The sequence below is a fragment of the Acinetobacter sp. YH01022 genome, from assembly GCF_013420235.1.
Lineage (GTDB): Bacteria > Pseudomonadota > Gammaproteobacteria > Pseudomonadales > Moraxellaceae > Acinetobacter.
The window spans coordinates 1-18,065 of record NZ_VOYP01000017.1; the positions used below are offsets into that span (position 1 = coordinate 1).

Here is an 18,065-nt window from a genome sequence, read left to right on the forward strand (position 1 = left end):
TCAACGACTCTTGGACGTGTTTGTTTTCTTCCGCTCAATAGTAACGGTTCAATTTCTTTAAAGGCTTCTCGACTAATGTCGCTGGGATATGGTTTTCTCATTGAATAATTTTAACAAATTCTTTTTTTAAGTGCTAAAAAAGAATGAAATTAATACTGGATAGGCTCTTATTATAATTTTTTAACAATTAAATCATAGGAATAAAAATGATATCTGATATTGAAAGATATTTCATTTGTAATATTTTGCATACATATGAAGAAATTATAAAGTTATCTGGGACTATAAATCACCCTCTTTACAATGATGAAAAATACTCTATTTTAAATAATAAACTAGCGCATATAAGTATAAATTTATTGCATTTTTTTGAACAAAAACAATTTAGTGAGATCTTAAATATTTCAATTCGAGACCAATTAAATACTGATAAAGAATCTCCTTATCACCGGGTATTTAGCTATGCAATAAAATCTAAACATGGAACAATTAAAAATAAAAATTATACAGATTCTAACCTTAAGCTTCCACTTTGCGTTTACATATTCAAAGATGACTTATTGTATGACTATTTTTACCAACCACATTTATATTCTCAAAATAAAGAATACTTTTTTCTTGAAGACCTCTATCTCACAATAATCGAAGTAATGAAGCTCAGCCGAATTGATAATATTAATATTCCTCAGATTCATATGCCTCAAAAAAAATATAGTATCGAAAATAATGTGCTAGCTATAAACGTGTTAGATCAATATAAATATTTGGATTATGGAATAGCGAATACATTAAATCTTAAAACATTTGAATTTATTCAAAATAGGTTTGTACAAATAGCCCCCATGTATGAAATTCAACTTAGACTATTAGCTCCTCAACACACTAAACCTGCATAAATATGTAAATCAATGCAACCCCAACAAACCAGTACTTATTAATTTAAACCTACAACTTGATTTCGAAAGATTAAACCCCTACATCTACTATTAACTTTATAAATGATATGGCGTATTAGAAATGACTTTAGAAAAGGCGACCTTGCCCGTTCCACAATTTGACCAGATTCAACTGGCTGATTTAAAACAACAGATTGAACAAGCCATTCAACAAGGACAAAGTTTTTTAAAAGATTTAACTGCAGTTCCAGAAAATGCTCAGGCACAGCTCGATGTGTTAGAGCAGGTCGATACGTTGGAAAACAACATGAGCGAAGCTTGGGGTGTGCTATCACATCTCAATGCCGTGATGAATAACACAGAAACGCGTGAACTTTATCAATCCCTGCTTCCAGCATTAAGTGAATACTACACCCAGCTGGGTCAACATACGGTGCTCTATCAAAGCTATCAACATGTACATGACTCATCCGTATTTAGCACCCTCCCTGCAGCCCATCAAAGTGCCATTAAACTGGCACTGCGCGATTTCAAACTTTCAGGCGTGGCTTTAGAAGGTGAAGCGAAAAAACGCTATGCAGAAATTTCTGCACGTTTGTCACAGCTGTCATCTGACTTTTCTAACCATGTCCTCGATGCCACACAAATCTACTTCAAGCCTCTAACTGAAGAACAACTCAAAGGTTTACCACAAAGCAGCATCGATCTGCTCAAACAATATGGTCAGCAACGCGAACTTGATCAGTCAGTTGCGACATTGGACATTCCGGCTTATCTGGCCATCATGACCTATGCCGATGACCGTGGCTTACGTGAAGAGTTATACAAAGCCTATACCACACGTGCTTCCGACCTATCTGAGCATCCTGAATTTGACAATACCCAGGTGATGGAAGAAATCCTGAGTCTACGTCATGAAATGGCACAGTTATTAGGTTTCAACAACTATGCCGAGTTATCGCTGGCCAGCAAAATGGCGCCGGATGTCGAAACCGTAGATAAGTTCCTGGTCGACCTGGCTGAACATGCCCGAACACCTGCAAGTAAAGAAATTGCCGAATTAAAAACCATCGCCATTCAGGATGGCATTCTCGAATTACAGCCGTGGGATACAGGTTATTATTCGGAAAAACTGAAACAGCAACAGTTCAATTTATCGCAGGAATCACTGAAACCGTATTTCCCTGCACCCAAGATTTTGCAAGGCTTGTTCAGTATTGTAAATCGTCTTTACGGCATCAACATTGTGGAACGTGAAGCGCCCGTCTGGCATCCAGATGCACGCTATTTTGAACTGGAAGATCAAGGCAAGGTAGTCGGCGGTTTTTATTTCGATCTGTATGCGCGTAGCGGCAAACGTGGTGGTGCCTGGATGAGCGGTTTCCGCTCGCGCATGCAAACCCGACAAGGCCTGCAAAAACCGATTTGCTACATGGTCTGCAACTTTACCCCTGCAGTCGGTGATCAACCTGCGCTGCTCACCCACGATGAAGTGAATACCCTGTTCCACGAGTTTGGCCATGGGCTGCATCATATGCTGACCGAAGTCGACCATATTGCCGTGGCAGGTACCCACGGCGTAGATTGGGATGCAGTCGAGCTACCAAGCCAGTTTATGGAGTTCTGGACCTGGGATACTGACAGCCTCGATCTGCTCAGTGAACACATCGAAACCCGGCAGCATTTGCCAGAAGATTTGCTTAAATCCTTGCTGGATGCCCGTTTCTTCCAGTCCGGTATGCAAACCTTGCGTCAAATCGAATTTGCCTTGTTTGACCTGTCGATTCACAAACACAGTCCTGCTTTAAATGCCGAACAGGTACAAGCGACACTGGACGAAATTCGCCAAAAATATGCGGTCGCACCGACAGCCAGTTATAACCGTTTCCAGCATAGCTTTAGCCATATTTTTGCCGGAGGCTATGCTGCGGGTTATTACTCTTATAAGTGGGCCGAAGTTTTGGCCAGTGATGCCTTCGACCGTTTCGAAAAAGAAGGAATCTTTAATGTGCAGACCGGAAAAGAATTTCGTCAATTTATTCTAGCAGTTGGCGGAAAAGATACAGCACTTGACGCGTTTATCAATTTCCGCGGACGCGAGCCAAAAATAGATGCGTTATTACGTCATCAAGGTTGGACGAAGCCCTCTAAAAACGCTTAAACTAACTGTCTAAGATTGTTCGGAAGGTTAGGATGATGACTATCAAACGTCGTTTCATTGCAGGTGCTAAATGTCCAAAATGTGAAGCACTGGATCGGGTTGTCATGCTAACTTCTGGCGACGATGAATGGATTGAATGTATCGAGTGTGGCTATAGTGAAAACCGGCCAACACATGTCGAAGAACCACAAATGCCGGAACTGCCGGATGAGATTGGTGTCATTCAGTTCAAACCACGTCAGCCTAAATAAAAACAGGTTCAATATGACATTAGATCAAAGAAATAGCCCAAAACTTTTATTGGGCATTATGGGGGGATTGGTTGCAATCATTGCGCTTTTTTTGGCCTATCAATGGTTTTTTGCAACTTCAAACGAAACATTGCCTGAACATGAAGGAGCCCGTTTAACGGCTCCTGCAAAACCGGCGGCTAAAGCTGAAAAACCAGCTGAACCACTTGCTCAAGCCGAGCAGAAAACCATTCAGCTGGTGGATGAAAAAATTCTGAAAGAAGCTGTTCCAGAAAATGAATCACTCGCCAAAGAAGAAGTGGCCAAACTGGATGATATTCAAAGCCAGTTAAATGAACAGGAAGCCATGCTAAAAGCTCAACACGCCGATGCAGATGAGCTGATTGCCCTGAAAGAAGAACAGATTAAATTACTCGAAGCTCAATTGGCTCAAAAACAATAATTTTATAGTTGAATATTCAGCTAAAATATCAGCACATGTTTTAGCTGATTTCTTTCATGTCCCTACCGACCAGCAATCAGAACCTGCTTGCAGCACTTACTTTACTGACCTGCTCTGCCTTTTTATTTTCCCTGATGGGCGTCTGTATTCGCTATGCTTCACATACGGTAGATAATCCCAGCATTGTATTTTTTCGCAACTTTGTCGGCCTCTTTATTTTTCTACCGTTTATTTACCGTAAAGGAATTGGATTTTTTAAAACCGAAAAAATCTGGATGCATAGCTGGCGTGCCATCATCGGGCTGATTGCCATGTATGGCTTCTTTTACGCAATTGCCCATTTAAAGCTGTCCAATGCCATGGTCTTCACCTATTCTTCCCCGATTTTTATTCCCCTGATTGCCTGGTTATGTCTGAAAGAAAAAATCACCAAATCCATGTTACTCGCAGCAGCAATTGGCCTGGTCGGTGTCATTTTTGTGGCCAAACCTGATGCCGGCATGTTTAACCAGATGTCAGTCATTGGTCTGGGGGCCAGCTTCCTGGCTGCCCTGGCATTTGTGACGGTTCGTGCACTTACCAGTACCGAATCGCCAGAAAAAATCGTGTTTTATTTCTGTTTTATCGGCACCCTCATTTCCATGATTCCGATGTTCTGGCTATGGCGTCCTTATACCTGGACTGAACTAGGTTTCTTGATTGGTGCAGGCCTGCTGGCCAATATCAGCCAGATTTTTATGTCCAATGCCTATAAACTCGCCCCTGCCGGACAAATTGGCCCGGTAAATTATATTGCCATTATTTTTGCCGGGATCTGGGGCTTTATCTTTTGGCAGGAAACACCAGATTATTACAGTTTAATCGGTTTCGGACTCATTTTAACTGCCATTATCCTGTGTAGTCCCTTGGTGAAAAAACGTTCAATCCAATCATTCAGCCAGTTTTTCCAATCATAAAAAAAGCACCCGAAGGTGCTTTTTTAACACGATGAATTAATGATACCAACCGAACAGTTTAAAAATATACGGCGCATAGGTCACAATCAGTAAAGACGGGAACAGCACCATAATCGGCAGCAACCAGCGTTCATAACGGTAATAGAACTTGGTGTATTTGACCTTTGCTTCCGCATCGGCAGCACGAACCTCATCATCACCTACCGACATTCGAGTCAGAAGATGGTTCAGCGCCACTGGCGGAGAGACATAGCCCAACTCAAATGCGACCAGTACAATCATCCAGAAATGGATTGGATGGATACCATTTTCATAAGCCACCGGTGCAATGGTGGCAGCAACCAAAATCACGGCACCAAACGGATCTGTCGTCATACCGACAATTGCCAGCAACAGGGCAATAAAGGCCAGTGAAATATAGATATTACCCAAATGCGTTGGCAATAATTCTACTACTTCACTACGCTCAATCAGACCGCCTACACTTGCAGACAAGGCCATCAAGATAATCAGCGCACCAATATGTCCAACGGTTTCTGCTGAAGCAAACCACATGGAATGGGCAAAGCCGCGTGATTTTTCTCCCCCATGCGGTGTATGTTCGCGCATAAAGGTCGACTTTTTTTCATGTTCCAGGGTTAAAGCTGCATGACGGTCTGGTGGTGTCACAAAACGGTCACCCCACCATTTATCAAACATAATGTAAGCAATCAGGATAATCGGCAGAATCACCGGAGCAGTGAATTCATCCATTTGGGTATCCAGACCCAGGGTATACATTAAAATGACCACAACAGTAATCACGATATAAGGAATCACCGGCACAATGGCTTTTAACATGCCCGGTACCGCCACTTTAGGCGAGTTCACACGGAAACGTGTTTCCGCAAGGTAGAGGGATACTCCCAGGAAAATCAAAGCGGTCAACCAGAAGACATAAATACCGTGATCAAACAGCTCATCTGAAGTTACATGTCGGCTGTCGAGCATGGAAATCAGAATCACCAGCAAGCAGGGACGAATCACCACCCCCAGCGAGCCAGACATGGCGGAAACAGCCAAGGCATATTGACGGCGTGAACCCGAATTCCATACTTCCTTATAAATGATCGCACCTGCTGCCACAACAAAAATCCCGGAAGCACCGGTATAGGCCGTTGGAATCGCAGCGGCAATCAAAATCAGCCAGGTCAGGGTTTCAGGGGCCAGGTTCCACGGACGTAAAATACCGAGAAATAAATCCATCACCCGAGTTTGGGTCAATAGCATACCCGCCCAGATAAACAGTGCCAGGTTTAAGAAAATGCCAGAGAATTCCACCAGAATTCCGAGGTAAATCCCTTGCCCCATTGGATAATCCATGACAAAGGTAAACACAATCCCGGTCACTAATGCCATGTAGGCATATAAAGGCACACTCAGTAAAGCCAGCCCCAGATTGCCCTTAGCTTCCTGTTTGGCCACAGGAGGTTTAAAGAGTTGTAACAGACTGATCAGGGTTAAGCTAATAAATAGGAAAATCCACAGCCAGTAAACCGTCAGTGTTTCATAAGTAGAAGTCACACCTGAGTTGATAATGGAATGGTATTGGCTGAGTACCGATGCCGTCAGCAGACCATTACCTAATGCCATAAACAGGGCATAAACACGATAATCCAGCTTGGTGGTTGGAGCACGTAAGCCAATATGATGAAACTTGACTGAAGCGGTGATTGCAGCAACCACAACCATCAGCAATAAAATAATGACACGGTTTTCAGTACCAAATTTAAAAACACCAAAGAATGAGGTTTCCAGGGTACGGTAAGTTCTTATCGTTGGATGATCATCCATATATTGAATGGCTTTGTCATAGAACTGATACTTTTCCTGGCACTGTTGCTGCCCTGCCAGAACCGAAGCCCGTACATCTGCTTCCGATGTGGTCCCGAAAATATCAGCGAACTCATCATTGGCATTGGCTTTCATTTGTTTTTGTACTTGCGCATCAATATCCGGATGTAAGTCACAGCTTGGCTTGGTGGGTTCTGCACGTAAAAAAGAATATTGCATGCCAATATCTTCATTGCCATACAAACGTTCACCCATACGTAATAGCTGACCATGAATCATCTCACCAGTACCGATGATGAGTGTGAGTAAAAGTAGTAATAGAATGACAAAAGTCGAGATCCACTCTGTCCATATATAACGTAACAGACCTAATCCTGATCTGCTATTTTCATCATTTTGCATGTGCATTCCTATTTTTTCTTTTAATCATTGCTACAACTTCAGCAATGCCACTTTCCTTTTCTGAATAGAAAACATCCTTTCTCTATTCAATCTATTTATTCTTATCAACAAATTTGCATTAACTCGATATCAATGAAAATGACAATATGTATTTTCTTTTCTGTTTTAAATGTCAATCTTGCCACTATTCAACAAAATATTCCCATAAAACATAAGCCAAAGCGATGACGACTCCTCCAATCACCCCCAATAAATGTGCTTCAACCAAGACTGGACTACCAATCAGTTCCGCTGTACCGACACTGCCTACCGTATTTTCCCAAAGCAATTTTCCCAGAATCAGGCACAACACCAAGGCAGCAAAATTGCGCTCTTTTCTATACAACAGATGTACACAGGCAACGGTGACATACGCCCCGTGCAAGACTCCAGACAGGCCGGCATAAGCTTCTATATCCGGAAAAAAATAATAAAAACACAGACTGATAAATGGCGGAAGTAATAAAAGTAAAGCAACGAAATGCCAGATTTTGACGCGTGGAAAGATGAAAGGTAAACAGGCAAAAGCCAGCATATTGAGCAGATAATGAATCCATCCCACATGTACCCAATGGGCAGTCCATAAACGCCAGAATTCTTTAAATAAATCAGCTTGCCAATAAATAAACGAGTCTGCAAAAACTTGAAGGCATGCCGAAAAAGACATTACAAATGCAATAAAAATAATCTTTTGCATCAGAAACGGGTTTTTCATTGGCATGCCCCCCAGTTTAGAAATAATGGATTAAAAATAAAACATCATCCCAACCCATATTTTTCTTATATTTTTTTCATCCCATTCAACTTAAGAGGATGCAGCACTCTCATTTTCAGTAAATAAATCATCCAGTTCTGCAGAATTATCCTGATCATCCCAGAAACGTTGCATCCCATCATCACTGGAGCGGATGCCGGTATGTTCAGTCCAGTAACGGTCTGAAATCCCCTGCACCATATTTTGCGCCATACTGTCTACCAGTCTGAACTGCGGATTAACCGGTTTTTCTTCAGAGCGGGCTGTGGCAAATGCTTTCAGTGCATCACGAATCTTGGCATCATCGCCACTGGCTTGAGCTGCGACCGCATACAGGGCATGTGACAAGCGTACACCTTTTTGTTCACCCAGTTGCACCGACTGTTTTAAAGTCTGATAAGGGTCGGGCTTACCATCTCCCGCACCCGGCAACAAGGTCCAAATGACTGCACGTGCAGCTTCTGGCGCACCCCAGAATTTGGAATTATCTAGGCACACCATGCCGCGTTCCACCACTGCCGCAATATCTTTCGGTACATTGACGGCACCGCCAGAATTAATGTCATTGGTCATGGCCTGTAAGCCACTGATCATTCCCATTAAATATACCGTTTGATCGAGGTCACTTTTCATTTTTGGGCACCCATCACCTAGGGCCTTGTTATATTTTGTCGCCCAACGCTTTTCTAATAGCTGGTAGCCTGCATACTGACGCTGTGCGGCAATGGCAGCCCAGCGTTTTTGCTGGATACGGGCATCTTGTGCTTCTGAAACTTGCCCCGCTTTAGAAGCGCGTAAATAATGCAATTCTGCTTCCAAGGCCTGATTTTCAGCACAAACTCCTGATGAAGCATATAAAAGAACCGCAATACGGGTTGGGTCTGCCCCCATATCTTTGGTGGACATAATAGCAGGCGTTAAGGCATTGCCTGAATTGCATGCCATATCAGCATCATCCATGGCCAAGATAGGCGGTACAATATGTTTCTCACTAAAACCTAGGGCAATGTTTGCCCCTGATTTAACCACTTGAGAACAACCTGATAATAAAGAACTTGTAACGATGATGGCTGCCATACCTTGGCATATTTTTTGGACTTGCGACATTTTCCTGTCCTCTATAATTGTGTTTATGTCCATAGCACCTAAACATAGCAGATGCAAAATTTGAATAAAAGAGTATTCACTCTAATTTGGTTTGCTACTGTGCCACGAAATGATGTACGGAAAATTGACTGTATTCCATCAAGTTAAAAATTTTGGGCAAAAAAAAGTAGCATTGCGACGGTTCGGCACATGCTACTTATCAAGGGGTCAAAGCCTAACGGCTTTCAGGTTGTGCAAATCGATCCTTCAGCACTGTTCCTAGTCGCCCAATAACAATCGCCAAAACAATTGCTATCACCAGAAACATCCAAGTTGGAATCACCATGATGATTTCCTCAGTTGCTGTTGGTGGTTTTAATTTACATTTAGCTGAAATAATTCACTGGAAAAATTGTCTGACAATTGCAACATTTGTGATTTTTCTCATCAAACTGTCTTACAAAGAACAAAAAATATAACTATATATTTGATTATAAATAATTTAATTAAAATAAATTTTATACAACTGTCTAACAATTAGCTTAATTTAGCCAGTTTTTTCAGTGCTTTCCATTGCTTAAAAGGCAATTGATCAACCCAAATCAAGAGTGGCTTCTCCTGAAAATGCTGGAAATACACCACAATATAAAGCTGATGATCAATCAAATGACTAACCGACACACGTTTAACCTGTTGCGATTTTAAATGCGACAGTGACCATTCACGTGCATGCAAATGTTCCAAACAGATCAGTTGAGGGACTTTCAAGCCATAGGCATAGGTCATTACACCTAGCACAATACACAGCAACCATAGCCATACGGGCAAGAGTTGCTGCAAAAGCACAATCAACAGAGTAAAAATGCTCAGCTGAAATATGCAGGCCAGACGGCTGCGTTTCAGCTGAAAACAACGGTTAGCCATGAACGTAATTTTTCAACTTGGCAATCAAGGCTCTCATTTCCGGACGTGGCGGTTCAGACACTTCCATAAACCAATCTAACAGATCTGGGTCCTCTTGCGCGACCAACTCAGCAAAAGTTTCTTTCTCTGCTGCATCTGCCTGTAGATAATAATTTTTTACATAAGGGTCAAAATAAACATCAATCTCTTTTAAACCGCGACGAGCACGATAAATGACTTTGCGTTCTTCCAAGCTGATTTCTTCGCTCATAGCTAGCTCCCCAACAGTGTGAAATTTTTTGCTAGTTTACCCTATCCATCCCCTCTATTTCGAGCCATTTGCCCAAATTGACCAAATTCATCATTTTATCTGTACATTTGAGCATTCATCTCATTGTCGCTTATGCCTCAATCTTTTAATTTTTATCAAACAACATATTTCTAGATGGACACAATAATAATGCAATCAGCTGCGATTCGACCTTTAGCCAATATGCTGCCCCGTCATTTGTTTAATGCCGAACATGAAGCTTTCCGTGAAACGGTACGCAAATTTTATGAAAAGGAAGTGGTTCCCAATACTGCCAGATATGAACAGCAACAGCATGTCGACCGGGATTTGTGGAACAAGGCGGGTGCACTGGGCTTACTTTGTGCCACCATGCCGGAACAATACGGAGGCTCGGGGGTAGACCGTCTTTACAGCATGATCCTGATTGAAGAACAGGCCTATGCCATGGATTCAGCAACTGGCTTTTCGTTACATTCGGATATTGTGGCCAATTACATCTGCAATTTCGGCAATGAGCAACAAAAGCAGCACTGGCTACCAAAAATGGCTACAGGTGAAGTCGTTACTGCCATTGCCATGACCGAACCGGGAACAGGATCTGACTTACAAGCAGTACGTACCTCTGCTGTTTTGGATGGCAGTGATTATGTCATCAATGGTTCCAAAATTTTTATCACCAATGGCTACCTGTGTGACATGGCGATTGTGGTCTGCAAAACGGGCAGCAGTGATAAAGGTTCAGCTAATCTGTCTTTAATTATGGTCGAAGCTGACCGTGCCGGTTTCAGTAAAAGCAAACCTTTAAATAAAATTGGTATGAAAGGACAAGATACCTGCGAGTTGTTCTTTGACAATGTCCGTGTGCCTAAAGAAAACTTACTCGGTATGGAAGGCATGGGTTTTATGATGCTGATGAAAGAACTGGCTTGGGAACGCATGCTGGTCGCGATCATTTGTCAGGCGGGAGCCGAAGCAGCATTCGCGCATACCGTGCAATATACCAAACAGCGACAAGCTTTCGGCAAGCCGATCAGTGCTTTTCAAAATACCCGCTTTAAACTGGCAGAATTACGCACTGAAATTGATTTCTGTCGTGCTTATTTAGACCGTTGTATGGAATTACAGCTTGAAGAAAAATTGGGTATTGATGCAGCGGCAGCAGCGAAATACAAAATTTCCGAAATGTTTTCTAAAGTCGTGGATGAATGCCTACAGCTGCATGGCGGTTATGGTTACATGATGGAATACCCGATTGCACGTGCCTATATTGATAACCGTGCCAATCGCATTTATGCTGGTACCAATGAAATCATGAAAGAACTGATTTCACGTTCGCTATAATCAACATTTATTTCTATACCGGTTCAATGCTTGGTACTCTATCTGTAGCAGCTTGCAGCAGAATAAAAGCTGACAACTTGAACCCATAATTCAATAGGTATAAAAGAGGGAGCATTACTGCTCTCTCTTCAAAAAATAATGAAATTCAATTATGAGACTAAACGTGGTGTTGCACTTTTCTTATCTTGTTGCTCACGTTTATGAAATTTAAGCACACCATCATCAAAGCGTGCATGCTTTAATTGTTTACGGTCAGCCAGATAATTATTGGAGACACTCCAAGGTGCATGCTTGCCCTGTTTCGGCATCACATCAGCAGCACGGGCAATATAACCTGAACTCAGACTGCCCATCACGGTATCTTGCATTAACTCGGTCGCGTCACCTTGTGGAATCACTTCATCATAGCCATTTTTATCCATATAGTTGATCAGACGGCAAATATAATCCGCCGCAATATCCACTTTCAGTGTCCAGGAAGCATTGATATAGCCAATAATCATGGCCATATTTGGCACATCACTGACCATGATGCCCTGATACAGCATATGTTGAGAGGTATTCATCAGCTTGCCATCAATCGTGGCCTGAATACCGCCTAAAATCTGAATATTCAATCCGGTTGCAGAAACGACAATATCCGCATCCAAATGTTTACCGGACTTTAACTGAATACCCGTTTCAGTAAATTTTTCAATTTGATCCGTTTCAACTGAAGCACGGCCTTCACGCAGAATCTTAAACAGGTCACCATCCGGTACCACACACAGACGCTGATCCCAAGGCTCATAGTTTGGAGTAAAATGCTTCATGTCAACTTTATCCTTGAGCTGGAATTTCACCGCATTCAGCAAAAGCTTCTTGAGCAGTTTCGGCTGTTTCTGCGCCAGGGCATAAATACCACGTTGCATGCCAATATTACGCGCGCGCGTTAATTTATAGGCCAGATCTTCTGGTAAGATCTTACGCATTTTGTCATAGACCAGATCAATTGACGGCACAGAGGCGATATAGGTGGGGGAGCGTTGCAGCATGGTGACATGCCCTGCACCACCTTTCGCCATGGCTGGCACCAAGGTAATCGCTGTGGCTCCACTACCAATAATTACAACCTTTTTACCAGAATAATCGAGCTGCTCAGGCCAATGTTGTGGATGAATAAACTCGCCTTTAAATGCAGACTGATTTGGAAATTCAGGTTGGAATCCCTGATCGTAATTATAATAACCAGTACAACCTAAAACAAAATTGGCCACCCAGGTTTGCTTTTTTTGAGCCATGTCTTCAATTTCAACCACCCACTTTTTAGTGGTCGAATCATAATTCGCCGCCAAAACCCGATGCTGAAAATGGATTTTATTTTTAAGCTGATACTCGTCAATCACTTCAGATAAATAATTTTTGATGGATGGGCCATCCGCCAAGACGCTGTCTTTTTGCCACGGCTTAAAATTAAAACCAAAGGTCGACATATCTGAATCGGAGCGGATTCCCGGATATTTGAATAAATCCCAAGTTCCGCCAAAACTTTCACGACGCTCAATAATTTCAAACTGGCGTTGTGGGCAATTTTTCGAAAGATGAACAGCCAGACCAATACCCGAAATACCGGCACCGACAATCAAGACATCAATATGTTTTTCCATGTTCTTTTTATAACCTGTTTAAGCTTTATTTTATTAAACCATAAAATTGACAATACTTAATGTCTAGTTTGTATAAAACTCATAAAAAATATATCAGTTCGGGACAAAAGCTTAAATTTGCCGACAATAAAAAATTATCAGGCATAAAAAAGACCGGTGAAACACCGGTCTTTTTTAGAACAACTGAAGCTATTCTTGCGAAATTAGTTAACTTCGCGATCTACTAGCTCAACGTAAGCCATCGGTGCAGCATCACCTGCACGGAAGCCCGCTTTAAGAACACGTAGATAACCGCCGTTACGTTCTTTGTAACGAGGGCCAAGAACGGTAAATAATTTACCAACAGTTGCTGCTGAACGAGTACGAGCAAACGCCAAACGACGGTTTGCAACAGTATCGTTTTTAGCTAAAGTGATTAAAGGCTCAGCTACACGACGTAACTCTTTAGCTTTAGGCACAGTTGTTTTAATCAACTCGTGCTCGAACAAAGAGTTAGCCATGTTTTGGAACATCGCTTTACGATGACTGCTTGTACGGCCTAATTTCACACCACTATTACGATGACGCATGGTGATAGTCCTACTTAATTAACGGCTACGATAGGCAAAACGGTCGTCCATACGGAGACTAGCTGGTGGCCAGTTCTCTAAACGCATGCCGAGTTGTAAGCCTTTAGAAGCCAGAACATCTTTGATTTCAGTTAACGATTTTTTACCGAGGTTAGGAGTTTTTAACAACTCCACTTCAGTACGTTGAACCAAATCACCGATGTAGTAAATATTTTCTGCTTTCAAACAGTTAGCAGAACGAACAGTAAGCTCTAGATCATCTACTGGACGAAGCAAGATTGGATCCACTTCTTCGCGAGGCTCTTGAGCAACAGGAGCTTGATCTTTCTGAAGATCAACAAAAATTGCAATTTGTTGTTGCAAGATTGTTGCCGCTTTACGGATTGCTTCTTCAGGATCAACTGTACCGTTTGTTTCAAGATCAATGATCAGTTTATCAAGGTCAGTACGTTGTTCTACACGAGCATTTTCTACTGTGTAAGACACACGTTTGATTGGGCTATAAGAAGCATCTAACTGTAAGCGACCCACAGGGCGAGTCTCGCCTTCTGGGAAACGTGAGTCAGAAGTTTCATAACCACGACCTTGAGAAACTTTCAGGCGCATTTTTAAATTGCCTGAAGCACTTAAAGTGCCGATCAAATGCTCAGGGTTTACCACTTCAACATTATGAGGTAAACGAAGATCAGCGGCTGTTACATCGCCTGGACCTTGTTTTTCTAATGTCAAATATGCTTCGTTTTGATCGAACAGCTTAATCGACAATCCTTTTAGGTTCAGCAAGAGCTCGACGATGTCCTGCTGCAAGCCTTCCAAGGTACTGTACTCGTGCTCAACCCCTTCTATTTCAACTTCAACCACAGCAGCGCCAGGTAAAGAAGAAAGAAGGATACGACGTAAAGCATTACCAAGAGTATGACCAAAGCCACGCTCTAATGGTTCCAGAATCACTTTTGCCGAGGTCCCGCTAGCCGCTTCGACCTTGATCGCTTGCGGAGTTAGAAACTCATTTGCAGTACGCGTCATTATTGCTACCTCAAGGATTATTTAGAATACAATTCTACAATCAAGCTTTCGTTGATTTCAGCAGGTAAATCAGAACGATCCGGTGCAGCTTTAAACGTACCTTCTAGTTTTGAATGGTCAACTTCCATCCAAGAAGGAATACCACGTTGAGCAGCCAATTCAATTGCGCCTTTAATACGCAATTGTTGTTTAGCACCTTCGTGAACTGCGATTACATCGCCAGCTTTAACTTGGATAGACGCGATGTTAACACGACGACCATTCAAAGTAATGCTACGGTGAGATACAAGCTGACGAGCTTCTGCACGTGTAGAACCAAAACCCATGCGATAAACTACGTTATCAAGGCGGCTTTCAAGCAGTTTCAACAAGTTTTCACCTGTTGCGCCTTTAACACGAGCAGCTTCTTTATAGTAGTTACTAAATTGACGTTCTAACACACCGTACATACGACGTACTTTTTGTTTTTCACGTAATTGTAGTGAGTACTCAGATTGTTTGCTGCCACGAGCCCCGCCATGTTGGCCAGGTGCTTTAGCATGTTTTTTTGTCTTAACGTCAAATGGTTTAACGCCAGATTTTAATTGCAGGTCTGTCCCTTCGCGGCGAGAGAGTTTGCATTTTGGACCAATATAACGAGCCATGAATGATTCTCCTTACACACGACGTTTTTTAGGTGGACGACAACCGTTGTGCGGGATTGGCGTCACATCGGTAATGCTGTTAATTTTATAACCCACTGCACCTAAAGCACGAACCGCAGACTCACGACCAGGACCAGGACCTTTTACAAGGACATCCAAGTTTTTCAAACCGTAATCCAAAGCTGCTTTACCAGCAACTTCAGCAGCTACCTGAGCAGCAAACGGAGTTGATTTACGTGATCCACGGAAGCCTTGTCCACCTGAAGTGGCCCAAGCCAGTGCATTACCTTGACGATCGGTAATAGTCACAATGGTGTTATTAAAAGAAGCGTGAATGTGTGCAACACCTTCAGAGACGGTACGAGTGACCTTCTTGCGTGTGCGAGTATCTTTAGCCATCTTTTAGCTTCCAGAAATCTTATTTCTTAATAGGTTTGCGCGGACCTTTACGGGTACGTGCGTTAGTTTTGGTGCGTTGTCCACGGACAGGCAAGCTGCGACGATGACGAAGACCGCGGTAGCAGCCTAAATCCATTAAACGTTTAATGTTCATGGAAATTTCGCGACGTAAATCACCTTCGGTCGGAACCTTGGTAATTTCTGCACGAATCGCATCAAGCTGAGCATCATCCAATTCACGGATCTTAGTAGTTGGTGCAATACCAGCAGCAGCTAAGATGTTCTTAGCAGTGTGGCGACCGATACCAAAAATATACGTGAGGGAGATAACAGCATGCTTGTTATCCGGAATGTTTACACCGGCAATACGAGCCATTCACTTTCTCCAAAAAGGCAGTAGAGATAATCAACCGCCCCACAAATATCTTGAGGGGCGGATAATAACCTAATTAGCCTACTGAAATCAACAGGTCTTGATCAGATTAACCTTGACGCTGCTTATGACGAGGTTCAGCGCTACAAATAACGCGGATAACCCCATTACGACGGATAACTTTACAGCTACCACAAATTTTTTTAACAGAAGCTTGTACTTTCATGATGAAACCTCAAGTGCGCTTATCCCTTAGGATGAGCAGTCGTTTTTCTCATTAACGTTTGATTGTCATACTGGTGCGAAGTGAGATGGGCTTGTAGCTGAGCCATAAAGTCCATCACAACAACCACTACGATCAGCAAGGATGTACCACCTAAATGGAATGGAATACCAAAAGAACTTTGCAGAATCATTGGCATCAAACAGATGACCGTAATATAAATTGCACCAATGAATGTCAAACGATTAAGAATATGATCTAAGTAACGAGCAGTTTGCTCACCTGGGCGAATACCAGGTACATAAGCTCCGCTGCGTTTCAAGTTCTCTGATACTTCTTTAGGACTGAACACAAGTGCAGTATAGAAATAACAGAAAAAGATAATTAACGCACCGAAGAGCACCAAATACAAAGGTTGTCCAGGCGATAATACCAATGCCAAATCTTGTAGGCTACGCTTTACGATTCCTGCATTTGGATCAGAACTACCCAACCATTGACCTAAACTTGCAGGGAACAGCAATAATGAACTCGCAAAAATTGCTGGAATAACCCCCGCCATATTTAATTTCAATGGCAAATGTGTCTGCTGTGCAGTAAATACGCGACGCCCTTGTTGCTTTTGAGCATAGTTAACCGGTATACGACGTTGTGCCTTTTCAATAAATACAATCGCAGCAAGAACCGCAACTGAAAGTAATGCAAATACAGCCAGACCAATTAAGCTCGATTGACCATTATCCACCGAAGTGAATGCTTGAATTACAATATTTGGCAAACCAGCAACGATACCTGCAAAAATGATCATGGAGATCCCATTACCAACACCACGTTCGGTAATTTGCTCTCCTAACCACATTAAGAACATAGTACCTGCAACCAATGAAGTTACAGCAGGAATGTAAAAAGCCAGTCCTGAGGTCAAGGTAATTCCTTGGCTAATCAGACCAGCACACATACCAACACCTTGTACCAATGCAAGTAATAACGTGCCGTAACGCGTATATTGATTAATCTTACGCTTACCCTGCTCGCCTTCTTTCTTTAACGCTTCCAGCGAAGGAACGACTGTTGACATCAACTGCACGATAATCGATGCAGAGATATATGGCATGATTCCCAACGCAAGAATTGACATTCGCTCTAATGCTCCGCCAGAGAACATATTAAACAAACCTAAGAAAGTACCTTCATTAGCTTTGAAAAAACGTTCTAAAGCGACATTATCAATACCCGGCAGCGGAATATGTGCTCCTAGTCGAAAGACCAGTAATGCGCCAATCAAAAACATTAATCGACGAATAATTTCACGATATTTCACATGAAATGGCTGGCCTTTCATCATGTTGACATGACCTGAAGAACTAGGAGACATAGACACTAGCGATTACTCCTCGACTTTACCGCCAGCAGCTTCAACAGCAGCTTTAGCGCCTTTAGTCAAAGCAACACCTTGTACAGTGAATGCACGAGTAATATCACCAGAAAGTACGATACGAGCACGAGTCATATCTTTACGTACAACATTGGCAGCTTTTAAAGTTTCAAGTGAAATGATATCACCTTCAACTTTAGCAAGCTCTGATAAACGTACTTCAGCAGTTTTTAAAGCAAGTTGGCTAGTGAAGCCGAATTTAGGTAAACGACGATATAACGCAGTTTGACCACCTTCGAAACCTGGACGTACGCCACCGCTCTTACGTGATTTTTGACCTTTGACACCACGGCCACCAGTCTTACCAACGCCAGAACCGATACCACGGCCTAAACGAAGGTTTTCACGTTTAGCACCTTCTGCAGGTGCAATAGTATTTAAACGCAGAGTCATG

The 18,065-nt window shown here is 42.4% G+C and carries 21 protein-coding genes; 6 read left to right on the forward strand and 15 right to left on the reverse strand.

Features of this window, described 5'->3' with window-relative positions; genetic code table 11:
* Positions 1 to 101, reverse strand: a 101-nt coding sequence (locus FTT87_RS07785; protein ID WP_373423506.1) for a transposase, incomplete at its 3' end; no start/stop codon positions are given.
* 105 nt (positions 102 to 206) lie between these two features.
* On the opposite strand from FTT87_RS07785, the gene FTT87_RS07790 reads away from it, so the two are divergent.
* The 5 genes from FTT87_RS07790 to FTT87_RS07810 all read left to right on the forward strand — a co-directional run bounded on the left by FTT87_RS07790 (position 207) and on the right by FTT87_RS07810 (position 4,706).
* Positions 207 to 896 (forward strand): hypothetical protein, encoded by a 690-nt coding sequence (locus tag FTT87_RS07790; RefSeq protein WP_180174645.1) that lies wholly within the window; start codon positions 207 to 209, stop codon positions 894 to 896.
* Positions 897 to 1,017: 121 nt separating this feature from the next.
* Positions 1,018 to 3,057, forward strand: a complete 2,040-nt coding sequence (locus FTT87_RS07795; RefSeq protein WP_180174646.1) for a M3 family metallopeptidase — start codon at positions 1,018 to 1,020, stop codon at positions 3,055 to 3,057.
* A gap of 41 nt (positions 3,058 to 3,098) precedes the next feature.
* Positions 3,099 to 3,308, forward strand: a complete 210-nt coding sequence (locus FTT87_RS07800; RefSeq protein WP_171522002.1) for a YheV family putative zinc ribbon protein — start codon at positions 3,099 to 3,101, stop codon at positions 3,306 to 3,308.
* Between the two features lie 13 nt (positions 3,309 to 3,321).
* Entirely contained in the window at positions 3,322 to 3,750 is a 429-nt protein-coding gene (locus FTT87_RS07805; RefSeq protein ID WP_180174647.1) for a hypothetical protein, read from the forward strand.
* 56 nt (positions 3,751 to 3,806) lie between these two features.
* On the forward strand, positions 3,807 to 4,706 hold the full coding sequence (locus FTT87_RS07810; protein WP_180174648.1) for a DMT family transporter: 900 nt from the start codon (positions 3,807 to 3,809) through the stop codon (positions 4,704 to 4,706).
* A 36-nt stretch (positions 4,707 to 4,742) separates the two neighbouring features.
* Here FTT87_RS07810 and FTT87_RS07815 read toward each other — a convergent pair whose 3' ends face one another.
* The 5 genes from FTT87_RS07815 to FTT87_RS07835 all read right to left on the reverse strand — a co-directional run bounded on the left by FTT87_RS07815 (position 4,743) and on the right by FTT87_RS07835 (position 9,994).
* Positions 4,743 to 6,941, reverse strand: a complete 2,199-nt coding sequence (locus FTT87_RS07815; protein ID WP_180174649.1) for a TRAP transporter large permease subunit — start codon at positions 6,939 to 6,941, stop codon at positions 4,743 to 4,745.
* 184 nt (positions 6,942 to 7,125) lie between these two features.
* On the reverse strand, positions 7,126 to 7,695 hold the full coding sequence (gene rrtA / locus FTT87_RS07820) for a rhombosortase (RefSeq protein WP_086195754.1): 570 nt from the start codon (positions 7,693 to 7,695) through the stop codon (positions 7,126 to 7,128).
* 90 nt (positions 7,696 to 7,785) lie between these two features.
* On the reverse strand, positions 7,786 to 8,841 hold the full coding sequence (locus FTT87_RS07825) for a hypothetical protein (RefSeq protein ID WP_180042098.1): 1,056 nt from the start codon (positions 8,839 to 8,841) through the stop codon (positions 7,786 to 7,788).
* Between the two features lie 516 nt (positions 8,842 to 9,357).
* Positions 9,358 to 9,744 carry a hypothetical protein gene (locus FTT87_RS07830; protein ID WP_180080452.1) on the reverse strand — a complete coding sequence of 129 codons (387 nt, stop codon included), beginning with the start codon at positions 9,742 to 9,744 and terminating at the stop codon, positions 9,358 to 9,360.
* Positions 9,737 to 9,994, reverse strand: a complete 258-nt coding sequence (locus tag FTT87_RS07835; protein ID WP_218944703.1) for a succinate dehydrogenase assembly factor 2 — start codon at positions 9,992 to 9,994, stop codon at positions 9,737 to 9,739. Before FTT87_RS07835 ends, FTT87_RS07830 begins: the two co-directional genes overlap by 8 nt.
* A gap of 189 nt (positions 9,995 to 10,183) precedes the next feature.
* On the opposite strand from FTT87_RS07835, the gene FTT87_RS07840 reads away from it, so the two are divergent.
* Positions 10,184 to 11,356: an acyl-CoA dehydrogenase family protein gene (locus FTT87_RS07840; RefSeq protein ID WP_180174650.1), complete on the forward strand. Its 1,173-nt coding sequence runs from the start codon at positions 10,184 to 10,186 to the stop codon at positions 11,354 to 11,356.
* 149 nt (positions 11,357 to 11,505) lie between these two features.
* On the opposite strand, the gene FTT87_RS07845 is transcribed toward FTT87_RS07840, so the two are convergent.
* From FTT87_RS07845 to rplO, 9 genes are all read right to left on the reverse strand, one after another.
* On the reverse strand, positions 11,506 to 13,002 hold the full coding sequence (locus FTT87_RS07845) for an NAD(P)/FAD-dependent oxidoreductase (protein ID WP_180174651.1): 1,497 nt from the start codon (positions 13,000 to 13,002) through the stop codon (positions 11,506 to 11,508).
* Between the two features lie 203 nt (positions 13,003 to 13,205).
* On the reverse strand, positions 13,206 to 13,571 hold the full coding sequence (gene rplQ / locus FTT87_RS07850; protein WP_004281488.1) for a 50S ribosomal protein L17: 366 nt from the start codon (positions 13,569 to 13,571) through the stop codon (positions 13,206 to 13,208).
* 18 nt (positions 13,572 to 13,589) lie between these two features.
* Positions 13,590 to 14,597: a DNA-directed RNA polymerase subunit alpha gene (locus FTT87_RS07855; RefSeq protein ID WP_004869497.1), complete on the reverse strand. Its 1,008-nt coding sequence runs from the start codon at positions 14,595 to 14,597 to the stop codon at positions 13,590 to 13,592.
* A 17-nt stretch (positions 14,598 to 14,614) separates the two neighbouring features.
* Positions 14,615 to 15,241: a 30S ribosomal protein S4 gene (gene rpsD, locus FTT87_RS07860; RefSeq protein WP_086195760.1), complete on the reverse strand. Its 627-nt coding sequence runs from the start codon at positions 15,239 to 15,241 to the stop codon at positions 14,615 to 14,617.
* 12 nt (positions 15,242 to 15,253) lie between these two features.
* Positions 15,254 to 15,640: a 30S ribosomal protein S11 gene (gene rpsK, locus FTT87_RS07865; protein ID WP_001040166.1), complete on the reverse strand. Its 387-nt coding sequence runs from the start codon at positions 15,638 to 15,640 to the stop codon at positions 15,254 to 15,256.
* A 19-nt stretch (positions 15,641 to 15,659) separates the two neighbouring features.
* A complete protein-coding gene (gene rpsM, locus FTT87_RS07870; RefSeq protein ID WP_086174447.1) occupies positions 15,660 to 16,016 on the reverse strand; it encodes a 30S ribosomal protein S13 in 357 nt (118 codons plus the stop codon).
* Positions 16,017 to 16,122: 106 nt separating this feature from the next.
* Entirely contained in the window at positions 16,123 to 16,239 is a 117-nt protein-coding gene (gene rpmJ, locus FTT87_RS07875) for a 50S ribosomal protein L36 (RefSeq protein ID WP_000867907.1), read from the reverse strand.
* 19 nt (positions 16,240 to 16,258) lie between these two features.
* The gene (secY, locus tag FTT87_RS07880) at positions 16,259 to 17,578 is read right to left on the reverse strand and encodes a preprotein translocase subunit SecY (protein ID WP_171263179.1); all 1,320 of its coding nucleotides are present in this window, start codon (positions 17,576 to 17,578) and stop codon (positions 16,259 to 16,261) included.
* Between the two features lie 45 nt (positions 17,579 to 17,623).
* Positions 17,624 to 18,064, reverse strand: a complete 441-nt coding sequence (gene rplO / locus FTT87_RS07885; RefSeq protein ID WP_086195762.1) for a 50S ribosomal protein L15 — start codon at positions 18,062 to 18,064, stop codon at positions 17,624 to 17,626.
* Position 18,065 lies beyond the last annotated feature (1 nt).